This is a genomic window from Streptomyces daghestanicus, assembly GCF_020521275.1.
In the GTDB taxonomy this organism is placed as follows: Bacteria; Actinomycetota; Actinomycetes; order Streptomycetales; family Streptomycetaceae; genus Streptomyces; species Streptomyces griseoviridis.
The window spans coordinates 711487-725338 of record NZ_BNDX01000018.1 but is presented as its reverse complement, the minus strand read 5'-3'; the positions used below and the strand labels follow the sequence as shown (position 1 = coordinate 725338).

At 78.1% G+C, this 13852-nt stretch carries 2 protein-coding genes; both read left to right on the top strand.

Going from position 1 to position 13852, the window contains the following annotated elements; all coding sequences use genetic code 11:
• Window positions 1-6 precede the first annotated feature (6 nt).
• Window positions 7-6132: a type I polyketide synthase gene (locus tag Sdagh_RS35765; protein ID WP_190076555.1), complete on the top strand. Its 6126-nt coding sequence runs from the start codon at window positions 7-9 to the stop codon at window positions 6130-6132.
• Window position 6133: 1 nt separating this feature from the next.
• Window positions 6134-13831: a beta-ketoacyl synthase N-terminal-like domain-containing protein gene (locus Sdagh_RS35760; protein WP_308288778.1), complete on the top strand. Its 7698-nt coding sequence runs from the start codon at window positions 6134-6136 to the stop codon at window positions 13829-13831.
• Window positions 13832-13852: the final 21 nt, after the last annotated feature.

The window sequence follows — 13852 nt, the reverse complement described above, 5'->3', positions numbered from 1 at the left end:
GCAAAGATGAGTGCAGAACGTGTCCAGGTCCCGGTCGCGGTCGTCGGTCTCGCCGCGTACACCCCGGGCGCACGCGACGTCGCCGGGTTCTGGCGGAACGTCCTGGCCGGCCGGGACCTGATGTCCGACGTGCCGCCGGAGCGCTGGTCGGCCGCCGACCACTACGACCCGGACCCGTTCGCCCCGGACAAGACCTACGTCCGCCGGGGCGCGTTCCTGCCGGACCTCCCCTTCGACCCGATGGCGTACGGTGTCCCGCCGGCCGACCTGCCGGCCACCGACACCGCGCAGCTGCTGGCGATGATGGCCGCCGGTGACCTGCTGGAGGACTGCGGTCTGCGGCGGATGACCGCCCGGCAGCGGGAGCGGGTCGGCGTGGTGCTGGGCAGCAGCGGTCTGGCGCTGGGGTTCGAGGTGTCCGCCCGGCTCACCCGGCCGGTGTGGCGGCGGGAGCTGGCCGCCGCCGGGCTGGACGCGGCCCGCGCCGAGGAGATCTGCGACCGGATCAGCGCGCACTTCCCGGTCTGGACCGAGGCCACCTTCCCCGGCCTGCTCGGCAACGTGGTGGCCGGGCGCGTCTCCCACCGGTACGACCTGCACGGCGTCAACCACGTCACCGACGCGGCCTGCGCCTCCTCGCTGGCCGCGCTCTCCACCGGGCTGGGCGAACTCGCCCTCGGCGGCTGCGACCTGGTGGTCTGCGGCGGGGTGGACGTCCTCAACGACATCACCATGTACGTGTGCTTCTCGAAGACGCCGGCGCTCTCCCCGACCGAGGACTGCCGGCCGTTCGCGGCCGACGCCGACGGGACCATGCTCGGGGAGGCCGTGGTGATGTTCGCGCTGAAGCGGCTGTCCGACGCCGAACGCGACGGGGACCGGATCTACGCGGTGATCCGGGGCGTGGGCGCCTCCGCCGACGGCCGGAGCCCGGCGGTCTACGCGCCGGTGCCCGCCGGGCAGGAGCGGGCGCTGCGCCGGGCGTACGACGCGGCCGGGTACGGGCCGGAGACGGTGGAGCTGGTCGAGGCGCACGGCACCGGGACCAGGGCCGGGGACGCCGCCGAGTTCGCCGCGCTGCGCGAGGTGTTCGGTGCGGCCGGGGGTCCGGAGCGGCAGTGGTGCGCGCTGGGCTCGGCCAAGTCGCAGTTCGGGCACACCAAGGCCGCCGCCGGGGCCGTGGGCATGCTGAAGGCGGTGCTGGCGCTGCACCACCGGGTGCTGCCGCCGACCATCAAGGTGGGCCGGCCCCATCCCGGACTGGCCCTCGCCGACTCCCCGTTCCATCTGAACACCGAGACCCGGCCGTGGATCGGCGCAGGGGACCGGCCGCGCCGTGCCGGGGTGTCCAGTTTCGGCTTCGGCGGCACCAACTTCCACGTCACGCTGGAGGAGTACGTCCCCGCCGGGGGCGGCCGGCCGGCCTGGCGGGTCCCGGCGGCCGGCAGCGAACTGGTGCTGTTCAGCGCCGGCACGCCCGGCGCGCTGGCCGAGCTGGTCCGGCGGCCCCGGCCGGGGGCGTCGTTGGCGGCGCTCGCGCGGGAGAGCCACGCGGCGTTCCGGGCCGGGCACGGGGCGCGGCTGGCCGTGGTGGCGGACGACGCCGACGATCTGGCCGGGCGGCTGGAGGCGCTGGCGGACCGGATCGGCGCCGGGGAGCCGTTCTCCGCGCCGCGGGCGCACTTCGCCACCGGTGACGCCGCCCCCGGCCGGGTCGGTTTCCTCTTCCCCGGGCAGGGGGCGCAGTACGTCGGCATGGGCGCGGACCTCGCGGTGCACCACGCGGCGGCCCGGGAGGCGTGGGACGCGGTCGCGGCGGTGCTGCCCGTGCACCGGGAGGTGTTCCCGCCGCCGGCGTTCGACGAGGAGGAGCGGGCGGCGCGGGAGGCGGCGCTGACCGCCACCGAGGTCGCGCAGCCGGCGCTCGCCGCGCACGGCCTGGCCCTGCTGGCCGTCCTGTCCCGGCTGGGCCTGACACCGGACTGCGTGGCCGGGCACAGCTTCGGCGAACTGGTCGCGCTGCACGCGGCGGGCTGCTTCGACGCGGCGGCACTGGTCCGGCTGGCCCGGCGGCGCGGGGAGCTGATGCGGGACGCGGCGACCGTGCCCGGCGGGATGCTGGCGGTCACCGCCCCGCTGGAGCAGGTCGAGCGGGTGACCGACGGGGTGGACGGGGTCTGGGTCGCCAACCACAACGCGCCCCGGCAGGTCGTCCTGGCCGGCACGGACGAGGGCCTGGCCGCCGTCGCGGCCCGGTGCGCCCAGGCCGGGCCGGCGACGCGCCGGCTGAACGCCGCCGCCGCGTTCCACAGCCCGCTGGTCGCCAAGGCCGCCGAGCCGTTGACCGGCTTCCTGGCCGGCCTCACGGTCCGCCGGCCGGCCCTGGAGGTGTACGCGGGGGCCGACGCGGCGCCGTACCCGGACGACCCGGCCGCGGTGCGGCGGGGGATCGCCGGGCAGCTCGCCGCGCCGGTGCGGTTCCGGGACGTGGTGGAGGCGATGTACGAGGCCGGGGTGCGGACCTTCGTCGAGGTCGGGCCCGGCACGACCCTGACCGCGCTGACCGGGGCGGTCCTCGGCGACCGCCCGCACGAGGCGATCGGTCTGGACCGGCGCGGGCAGCACGCGCTGGCCGCGTTCCACGACGGACTGGGGCGGGCCGCCGTACGCGGGGTGCCGATGGACCTGTCCGCCCTGTGGGAGGGGCACGCTCCCCCGCCCGAGCCCGACGACCGTGAGGAGAAGCCGCGGATGACGGTGTGGATCAACGGTGGCAACCAGCGGGGCGGGGCCGCCGGACCGGCCGGGCCCGAGCGGCCGGCCCCGCCTGCGGAGGCCGGTCCCGCCTCGCCTCCGCCGGATCCCGGCGCCGGGGCGGTGCCTGCCGCGCCCGACGTGCCGCCGGGTGCCCCGGAGCCGGTGGCGCCGGGTGGTGCCCCGCCGTACGCGGTCCCGGCCCCGGCCCGGCCGGTGCCACCCGAGGCGGCGCCGGCCGCACCGGCCGTCCCAGCTGTCCCGGCCGTTCCGGGCGACGTGTCCGGCGGGCCCGCCCGTGCCGCCGTGCCCGGGGAGTGGCTGTGGCTGCTCGCGGAGGCCCAGCGGCAGAGCGCGGAGGCGCACGCCACCTATCAGCGGGTGACCGCCGAGAACCACCAGACCTACCTCCGGACGGCGCACGCCTCGATGGAGGCCCTCCTCGGCGCCGCCGGTGTCCGGGTCCCCGGCGTTCCGCATCCGGAGCCGGTCGCCCCCGGCCTCTCCGCTTCCCCTTCTCCCCCCGCTTCCTCTTCTCCCCCCGCTTCCTCTTCTCCCCCCGCTTCCTCTTCTCCTCCCGCTTCCCCGGCTCCCCCCGCTTCCCCGGTTCCGTCGGCGGCACCCCCCGCGCACACGGCTCCGATGATCCCGCCTCCGCCGACACCTGCCACGACCCCGATGGCGCCGCCTCACGCGGTCCCCGCGGCGTCCGCGCCGGCCGCGCCCGCGGTGTCCGCCGCCCTGGCCGCGCTGCCCCGGGACGCCGAGTCGATCGGCGCGCTGCTGCTGGAGGTGGTCGCCGAACGCACCGGCTACCCGGCGGACATCATCAACCTGGACATGGAGCTGGAGGCCGACCTGGGCATCGACTCCATCAAGAAGGTCGAGGTGCTGTCCCGCATCCGCGAACGCGTCGGTGAACTGCCCGCCGCCGACCTGTCCGAGCTGGCCTCCCTGCGCACCCTGCGCGAGATCTCCGCCAAGGTCGCCGAACTGGCGGGGCAGGACGGGACCGGGGCGGGGTCCGAGGCCGGGACGGGGACCGGCTCCGGGGCCACCGGCGGCCCCCCGCCCGCCGCGTCGGCACCCGCGCTGTCGCCCCTGGTCCCCGGCGCCCGCGCCGCCTCGGACCGGCCCGATCCGGACCTCCCGGTGGAACCGGCGCCCCGGGGGGAGCCGGTCCGCCGGGCGGCGGTGCGCGCCGTGCCGCTGGCGCCGGCCGGGCTGGCCCTGGCCGGCCTGCGCGACCGGGAGACGGCGGTCCTCGACGACGGCACCCCGGTGGGCCCGCTGCTGGTGGAGGCGCTCGCGGCGCACGGCGTACCCGCCCGGGTGGTCTCCGCCGTGCCGTCCGACGCCCGGTCGGTGATCCTGCTCGACCAGGGTGACGACCCGTCGGCCGCGTTCGCGGTGGTGCGGTCACTGGCGGGCCGGCTGCGCACGGACGGCGGCGTCCTGGTGACCGTGCAGGACACCGGGGGCGACTTCGGTCTGGGCGGCGGCGGTGACCACCCGGTGCGCGGCGGGCTGGCCGCACTGGCCCGGACCGCCGCCCGGGAATGGCCCTCGGCCGGGGTGAAGGCCATCGACTGCGCGCGTGCCGGACGTACCGACCAGGAGGTCGCGGCCGCGATCGCCGCCGAACTGGTCGCCGGCGGACCGGCCGTCACGGTCGGGCTGCCCGCCGACGGCGGCCGGGTGGTCCCGCTGCCCGGCCCCGCCGAGCCCGGACCGCCCCTCCCCCGGATCACCGCCGCGTCGGTGCTGGTGGTGACCGGGGGCGCGCGGGGCGTCACCGCGCTGGCGCTGCGGGAACTCGCCGCCGCCCACCGGCCCCGGCTGGTGCTGCTCGGCCGCACCGACCTGGCCGAGGAACCGCCCGGACTGGCCGGGGCCACGGACGAGGCCGCCCTGGTCCGGTCGCTCGCGGCGGACTCCCACCCCGGCGGGCCCGCCGGGATCGCCGCCGAGGCCCGCCGGGTACTGGCGGTCCGCGAGGTCCGGCGGACGCTGCGCGCGCTGCGGGAGGCCGGCTCCGAGGTCCGTTACGCGGCCGTGGACGCCCGGGACGAGGCCGCGCTGCGGGCCGTGCTGGCGGAGGTACGCCGGGACTGGGGTCCGGTCACCGGGGTGGTGCACGGCGCCGGGGTGATCGCCGACCGGCTGATCGGTGACAAGACCGACGCCCAGTTCACCCGGGTGTACTCCACGAAGGTGGACGGGCTGCGCGCCCTGCTGGCCGCCACCGCCGACGATCCGCTGGACCTGCTGGTGGCGTTCTCCTCGGTGTCCGGGGTGTTCGGCAGCCCCGGGCAGGCCGACTACGCGATGGCCAACACCGCCGTGGACCACCTGCTCTCCGCGTACGCGGCCCGCCACCCCGACCGCCTGGTCCGCTCGCTGGCCTGGGGTCCGTGGGCCGGCGGCATGGTCACCGAGGCGCTCGCGGAGCGGTTCCGTGCCGCCGGGGTCGGGCTGATCGAACCGGCGGCCGGGGCCCGCGCCTTCGTGGCCGAGCTGGCCGACCCCGGCGGCCCGGTCCGGGTGCTGCTCACCGCCGGGGACCCGCCCGAGGACCGTCTCGGCGGGTCCGGGCCGGTCGCCGAACTGGCCCTCGCGCGTCCGGCGTACGCGTTCCTGGACGACCACCGGATCGGGGGCGCGGCCGTGGTGCCCGTCGCCGTCCTGGTGCACTGGTTCACCGCGCTGGCCCGGTCCTGGCGTCCGGCGGACGGCCCGGTGGTCCTGCACGAGCTGCGGGTGCTCCGGCGGATCGAACTGCCGGAGCGGGAACGGCGGTTCCTGCTGCGCGGCCGGGCCGAGCCGACGGACCCGCCCCGGCCCGGCGGTCTCGCCGTGGAACTGAGCGCGGCGGGACGCGCGTACGCCGGCGCCGTGATCGGCACCGGCCGGCCGCCGGCGCCGTACGACCGGCCGGTGCCGGAGGGGCTCGAGGCGGTTCCCGAGCCGTACGACGGGCTCGCCCTGTTCCACGGGCCGGTCCTCCAGGTCCTGGACGACGTGCGGATCGGGGCCGGCGGGGGCCGGGCCGCGCTCCGCGTCCGGGACACCGGGCCCTGGCGGACCGTGCCGTGGACGGTGGACGTCCCCGCGCTCGACGGCGCGCTCCAGCTCGCCGTGGGCTGGGCGGCGCGGTGCGGCGCCGGGGCCGCGCTGCCGATGGCGGTGCGGGAGTGCCGGGTCCACCGGGCCGGTGCGGACTGGGGAGCGGCGCGGGTCGTCGTCTCGGCGCGGCGGACCGGAGAGGTGTCCGCCGAGTGCGACGCGGCCGTGCTCGACGGAGACGGCACCCCGCTGGCCGAACTGCTCGGCGTGGAACTGATCCGCCGGCCCGACCAGGACCGGGAGGGAGCCTGAGATGCCCCCGTCCGGACCCACGCCCCCGGCCGGGTCGCCCGCGCCCGGCCGCGAACCGGTCGCGATCGTCGGGCGCGGCTGCGTCCTGCCCGGTGCGCTCGACCCGGACACGTTCTGGGCCGGTGTCGTCGCCGGCCGGTCCGCGCTCTCACCGGTGCCGGACGGACGCTGGGACGTCCCCCTGGCCCGTGCGCTGGGCGCGCCCGGCGAACCCGACCGGGTCTGGACCGACACCGGGGGCTATGTCCGCGGTTTCGAGGAGGCGTTCGACCCCACGGGATTCGCGCTGTCCCCGGCCGAGATCGCGCCGCTGGACCGGGTGTTCCACTGGGTGCTGCACGCCGGCCGGCAGGCGCTCGCCGAAGTCACCGGCCGCCGCCCCGACCCCGCCCGTACCGGTCTCGTCCTGGGCAACCTGGCCTACCCGACCACGGCCATGGCCCGGTTCGCCGAGCACGTCTGGCTGTCCGGCCAGAATCCGCCGGTTCCGGCCGGCGGTCCCCGGCCCGACCCCCGGAACCGGTTCGGCGCCGGGCTCCCCGCCCATCTGGCCGCGCGGGCGCTGGGGCTCGGGGCCGGCGCGTACGCCCTGGACGCCGCCTGCGCGTCCTCGCTGTACGCGATCAAGCTGGCCTGTGACCGGCTGCGGGACGGGGCGGCCGATCTGATGCTGGCGGGGGCGGTGGCCGCCGCCGACAACCTCTTCATCCACCAGGGTTTCTGCGCGCTGACCGCGATGAGCCGGTCCGGCCGCAGCCGGCCCTTCCACCGGGACGCGGACGGGCTGGTGCCCGCCGAGGGTGCCGTCCTGTTCGCCCTGGCCCGGCTCCGGGACGCGGTCGACCGGGACCTGCCGGTGCTCGGGGTGATCCGGGGGATCGGCCTGGGCAACGACGGGGCCGGCGGTGGTCTGCTGGCCCCGGACCGGGCCGGGCAGGAACGGGCCGTGCGCGCCGCCTACGCCGCGGCCGGGATCGCCCCGGAGTCGGTGTCGCTGGTCGAGTGCCACGCGCCGGGCACCCCTGCCGGTGATCTGACCGAGGCGCTGGTGCTGCGCGAGGTGTTCGCCGACGCGGCCGACCTGCCGATCGGCTCCGTCAAGTCGAACCTGGGGCACCCGCTGACGGCGGCGGGCGGCGCCGGACTGCTGAAGGTGCTGGGGGCGCTCGGCGCCGGGGTGCGGCCGCCCACTCTGTACGCCGACGCGCCCCTGGAGGCGCTCGCCGGGACGCCGCTGCGGCTGCTGCGGGAGCCGGAGGAGTGGCCGGGGCCGCGGCGGGCCGCGGTCAGCGCGTTCGGGTTCGGCGGGGCCAACGCGCACCTGGTGGTGGACGCGTGGGAGCCCGGCCGTACCGTGTCCGTGCCGGCTCCCGGTCCGGCCCCGGCCGTCGCGCCGCCGCCGGACCGGCGGGTGGCGGTCGTGGCGATCGGCGCCCGCGCCGGGAACGGGGCCGGCTGCCGCGACCTGTGCCACGCCGTCCTGACCGGCGAGTCCCGGCCCGGCCCCCGGCGCTCGATCGAGGTCGCGCTGGACGGACTGCGTCTCCCCCCGGCGGATCTGGCGGAGACCCTGCCGCAGCAGGTGCTGGCGCTGGAGGCGGCCCGGGAGGCCGCCGCCGCGACCCGGCTGCCCCGCGACCGGACCATGGTGCTGCTCGGCATGGGCCCGGACCCGGAGGCCGCGCGCTGCCGCGCCCGCTGGCGGGCACCCGGCTGGGACACCGGCGGCGGGCCCGCCGCGGCGATGGCCCTGCCGGACGCGGTGCGCGGTCCGCTGGCTCCCGGGACCGTGCCCGGCACCATGCCCAATCTGGTGGCCCACCGGATCAACGCCGTCCTGGATCTGCGCGGCCCCGGTCACGTGGTCTGCGCCGAGCAGGCGTCCGGCCTGGTCGCCCTGGAGCTGGGCGTGCGGGCGCTGCGGGCCGGGGAGGCGGACGCGGTGCTCGCCGGCGCGGTGGACCTGTCCCACGAGCCGGTGCACCGGGCGGCGCTGCGGGCGCTCGGCGACGACCGGCCCGGCGGCGACGTGGCCGTGGTCCTGGTGCTGAAACGCCTGGCCGACGCCGAGCGCGACGGCGACCGGGTCATTGCGCTCCTCGAGGAGGACACGGACGCCGTCCTGGACACGCCGGCCGGCCTCCTGATCGAGGGTGACCTCCCGGCCGAGGGTGACGGGACGGGCGGTGAAGCGCCCGTGGCGACCGGGTCCCGTGACCCTGTCCGGTACGACCACAGTGGCCTGTTCGGGGTGGCCCATGCCGCGCATGGCGTCCTCGCCGTGGCGGTGGCCGCGCTCGCGGTCCACCACCAGGCGGTGCCCCGGCGGGGCCGGACCGCGCTGCCGGCCGACGCGCCGCTCACCGCCCGCGCCCGGGTGACGCCGCTGGGCGGCCCGCCGGCGGCGGTGCTGCTGCGTCCGGCCGGACCGCCCGCGCCCTGGTCGCCGGTGGCGCCGCGCGCGCACGTGTTCTCGGGCGCCGACCGGGCCGGGGTGCTGGCCGCGGCGGCGCGGGGCCGGGAGTCCGGCACGGGTCCGGCCCGGCTCGTGGTCGTCGTGGACGGGGTCACCGAGGGGCTGCCGGAGCGGCTGGCGGCGGCACGCCGCTGGCTGGCCGAGGGCGGGCCCCGCCCGGACCGGATCGCCTACCGGGACGCCCCCCTGACCGGGGAGACGGCCTTCGTCTTCCCCAGTGGCCGGGCGAGCTACCCGGAGTGCGGGGCGGAACTGCGGCTCGCCCTGCGCGGCCTCGACGCCGGGGCCGCGCGGGACCGGGGACCGGCCGGCGCGGCTCCCGTACCGGTCCTCGACCGTATCCGGGCCGCCACGGACCTCGCCGCCCTGCACGGCGAGGTGACCCGGGGCCTGCTCGGGCTGCGGCCGGACGCGGCGGTCGGCTTCTCCTCCGGGGAGTCGACCGCGCTGATCGTGCTGGGGGCCTGGCCCGACGCGGCCGGCCTGTACCGGGCGGTCCAGGACAGCGAGGTGTTCCGCGTCGACCTGTCCGGCGAGTGCCGTGCCGCGCGCCGGTACTGGCGGCGGCACGGGGTCGAGCGGGGCCGGTGGGCCGAGTACCTGGTGTGCGCCGGGGCCGCCGAGGTGGACGCCGCCCTGGCCGGGGAACCGCTGGCCCACCTGCTCGCGGTGGACTCGCCCGGCACCTGTGTGATCGGGGGGCTGGACGCGGCGTGCCGGCGGGTGCTGGACCGGATCGGCCCGGGGCTGGCGCCGCCCGACGACGGGTACCGGATGGTGGCGCACGCCCCCGAGGCGGCCGAGGCCGCGGCGGAGTTCCGCGCGCTGCACCGCCGGCCGACCGTCCCCGTGCCGGGCGTCCGGTTCTACAGCGCGGCCACCGGAAGGCCGTATCCGATCGGTCCGGAGAGTGTGGCCGACGCGCTGGTCACGCAGATGACCGGCACGCTGGACTACCCGAGGGTGATCGAGCGGGCCTGGGCGGACGGGGTGCGGGTGCTGGTCGAGCACGGCCCGGACGCCGGGCGGACCCGGGCGGTCCGGCGCATCCTGGGCGACCGCCCGCACCTGGCGGTCGCTCTCGACCTGCCGGGCGGAGGGCTGCGGCAGGTGTGCGACGCGGTCGCGGAACTGACCGCCGCCGGGGTCTGCCCGGACCCCGCACCGCTGTTCGACCGGCTCACGGCGGCGGCGCAGGTCCCGGCGGCGCCGGGCGCGACGGTCAAAGTGGCGGCGCACCCGCCCGCGATCCGGCTGCCCGCGGCGGACCTCCCCGGCGAGGTGATGCGGCCCGCGCCCGGACTCCCGCCGGTACCCGTGCCGGCCCCCTCCACCGACATCGCCGCCGGAGCACTGCCCTCTCCCGGCCTCGCGGACCGCCCCGTCCTGTCCGTGGCCGCCGCCCAGCACGCCCGGGTCGCCGCCGCCCAGCGGGACTACCTGGAGCGGCAGGCGCAGGCGCACGCGGAGTTCCTGCGCGCCCGCCGGCGGCTGGCCGACTCGGTCGCCGCCCTCGCCGCCACGGCCGTCACCCGGCCGATCCCGGCCACTCCCCCGGACCCACCGGACCTGCCCGGTGCGCTGCCGCGGCAGTCCCGGCCGGCGCGGCACCGGCCCCTCGCGCTGCCGCTCGACCGCGCCCGGCTGGAGTACCTGGCACGCGGACGCGTCTCGGACGTGTTCGGTCCCCTTTTCCGCGCGCAGGACGGCAAGCGCAGGCAGACCCGGTTGCCGGGTCCGCCGATGCTCCTGGTGGACCGGGTCACCCGGCTCGACGCGGAACCCGGCTCGATGTCCACCGGCTCGGTCCACACCGAGACCGACGTCACCCCGGAGGCCTGGTACCTGGACCCGGCCGGCCGGATGCCCGCCGGCCTGTTCATCGAGGCCGGCCAGGCCGACCTGCTGCTGATCAGCTGGCTCGGAGCCGACCTGCCCGAGCACGCCGGCCGGGACGACCGCGCCTACCGGCTGCTGGGCTGCGAGGTCACCTACCACGGGCCGCCGCCGGCCGCCGGGGAGACCCTGCGGTACGAGATCCACGTCGAGGGCCACGCCGAGCACGGGGGCGTCCGGCTGTTCTTCTTCCGCAACGACTGCTACGTCGGCGAGGAGCTGCGGCTGTCGGTGCGCGCGGGCCAGGCCGGTTTCTTCACCGACCGGGAGCTGGCCGACTCCGGCGGGGTGCGCTGGACGCCGGGGACGGCGCCCGACTCGGTGGTCGACCCGCCCGCCGCCGCGCCGCCCGCCGGCTCCTTCGGGCCGAAGGCGGTACGCGCCTTCGCCGAGGGCCGCCCGGCGGACTGCTTCGGCCCCGGCTGGGACGTGACCCGCGCCCACGTTCGCACCCCGACGCCCGGGGCGGGGCGGCTGTGGCTGCTGGAGGAGGTGACCGCACTCGACCCCACCGGGGGGCCGTGGGGCCGCGGTTACCTGTGCGCGGAGAGCGAGGTCCGGCCCGACGACTGGTTCTTCGACGGCCACTTCCACCACGACCCGTGCATGCCGGGCACGCTCATGTTCGAGGGCTGTCTCCAGGCGATGGCGTTCCACCTGGCCGCGCTCGGGTTCACCCTGGAGCGGGACGGCTGGCGGTTCGAACCGGTCCCGGGCGAGCCGTACACGATGCGCTGCCGGGGGCAGGTCACCCCGCGCAGCCGGCGCGTCCGCTACGAGGTGTTCGTCAGCGGACTGTCCGCGGGCCCGCGCCCCACGCTCCACGCCGACCTGCTGTGCACGGTCGACGGGCTGCCGGCGTTCCACGCCGCCGGGGTGGGGCTGCGCCTCGTACCGGACTGGCCGCTGGAGCACTGGCGCCGGCTCGGACCGCCGGCCGTCCAGACCGACGCCCGGCCGGTACCGCTGCCCGCGCTCGGCGGCCTGCTCGGTACCGGCCCCGACCCCGGGGCGGTCACCCTCGCCGGGCAGAGGGCGGACTACGCGCGGATGCTGGCCGCCGCGTGGGGCCGTCCCGGCGAGGCGTTCGGCGACCGCGGCGCCCCCTACGACGACGGCAGGCGCTGCGCCCGGCTGCCCGGCCCGCCCTACCTGTTCGTCACCCGGGTCGTCGACGCGGACCTCGAACCGGACCGGCCCGTCCCGGGTTCCTGGCTGACCGCCGAGTACGACGTGCCCGAGAAGGTCTGGTACTTCGAGCAGAACGGCGGGCCGGTGATGCCGTTCGCGGTGCTCGGCGAGGTGGTCCTGCAACCCTGCGGGATGGCCGCGAGCCTGCTGGTGCCGAAACCCGCGGACGCCCCCGAGCTGCTCTTCCGCAACCTCCAGGGCACCGGCACCGTGCTGCGGGAGGTCCCGGCCGGGACGCGGGCCCTGCGGACCCGGGTGGAGCTGCGGACGCACTCGGAGTTCGACGGCGTCACCCTGGTCGCCTTCGATGTCCGCTGCGAGGCGGTCGACGCGGCCGGCGACCGGGCGCCGGTGATGGAACTGTCCACGGTGTTCGGGTACTTCCCGGTGGCCGCGTTCGCCCGGCAGCCGGGGCTGCCGCCCACCGACGCCGAACGCGCCCGGCTGACCGAGCCCTGCGACCGGGTGGTGGAGCTGCGCGACCGGCCCGGGCGGTACGGCTCCGGCGCGCTGCGGCTGCCCGGCCCGATGCTGCTCATGCTGGACCGGGTCACCGGGTACTGGCCCGGGGGCGGAGCGGCCGGCCTGGGCCGGCTGCGCGCCGAGCGGGCGGTGGACGCCGGGGACTGGTACTTCCGCGCCCACTTCTTCACCGACCCGGTGCAGCCCGGCTCCCTCGGTCTCGAAGGCGTCGTCCAGCTCCTCCAGTGGTACCTCCTGGAGCGCGACGCCGGGGCCGGCCTGGCCGCGCCCCGCTTCGAGTCCGTGTCCGTCGGGCACGAGGTGCGGTGGCTGTACCGGGGGCAGGTGGTGCCCGCCGACCGGCGGGTCGTCTTCGAGGCCGAGGTCACCGCGTACGGGACGGACGCGCGCGGCCGGTACGTCCTCGCCGAGGCCTGGCTCTGGGTCGACGGCCGGCGGGTCTACCACCTGCCCCGGATCGGGGTCCGGGTGGTAGACGGCGACCCGGCCGTCCGCGAGCACACGCTGGACCCGGCGGTGGACACCTGGCTGGACGACCACCGGCCCAACCACGTGGTGCCGGCCGTGCCGATGATGACCACGGTGGACCAGCTCGCCGCCGGGGCCGCCCGGTTCACCGGCCTGCCGGTCACCGGTCTGCGCGAGGTCCGGCTGCACCGCTGGCTGCCGCTGCCCGGCCCGGTGCGGCTGCGCACGGAGGCCGCGCCGGCGTCCGGGGGCGGGACCGCCGTACGGCTGTCCGTCCGGCAGGAGGCCGGGGGGCGGGCCCGGTACGAGGTGGCCGCCGAGGCCACCGTGCTGACCGGCGCGGCGCCGCAACCGCCCCCGGAGCCGCTGGCCCCGGTCCCCGACGGGCTGCCGCAGCCGGACCCGTACGAGGCGGCGGAGCTGTTCCACGGCCCGGCGCTGCGCTGCCTCACCTCGCTGTCGATCGGGGCGGACGGGGCGAGCGCGGTGCTCGACGCCGGGCTGCTGGGAGCGCCGTCCGGGCAGCTCGGGCAGGGGCTGCTCGACGGTCTGCTGCACGCCGTGCCGTCCCAGTCGCTGTGGCGCTGGCTCCCGGAACTCCCCCGGGACTCGGTCGGTTACCCGCACCGGCTGCCGTGGCTGGACCTGTACGAGCCGCTGCCGGCCCGGGGCGAGGTGCGGGTCGAGACGCGGTTCGCGGGCTTCGACCAGGGGCTCAGGTTCCTGCCGATGGTCGACGTCCAGGCGCAGATCGACGGCCGGGTGGTGGCGCGGCTGCGGCTGGTGGAGATCCTGGTGCGGCTGCCGGGCATCGAGCGGGTGTCCCTGCCGGACCGGCGGGCGTTCGCGACGGGCACCCGGTACGTTCCCGCGGCGGGTCTGTCCCGTACCGAGGACGGGGTCACCACCCTGCGGGCCGACGTGGTGCGCCGGTTCGACTTCCTGCCCAATTCCAGCTCACGGATCTACGGGCTCTCCGACGAGCTGCCGCTGCCCGGGCGGACCGCCCTGATCGCCGTGAAGGAGCACGTCTCCCGGCTCACCGGGACGCATCCCGCCGGGATCGAGGTGGCGCCCGGCCTGGACGCGGCGTGGCCGGCCGGCGATCCCGGGCGGCTCCGGCCGGTCCGGGTCGAGCAGGACACGGACGCGGTGGTGGTGCGCGACGCCGGCCGGGACGGCTGACGCCACCGGCCGGGTGCGCCC

Coding starts and splice junctions, on each gene's coding strand:
- Sdagh_RS35765 (WP_190076555.1), top strand. CDS start 7: ATGAGTGCAGAACGTGTCCAGGTCCCGGTCGCGGTCGTCGGTCTCGCC.
- Sdagh_RS35760 (WP_308288778.1), top strand. CDS start 6,134: ATGCCCCCGTCCGGACCCACGCCCCCGGCCGGGTCGCCCGCGCCCGGC.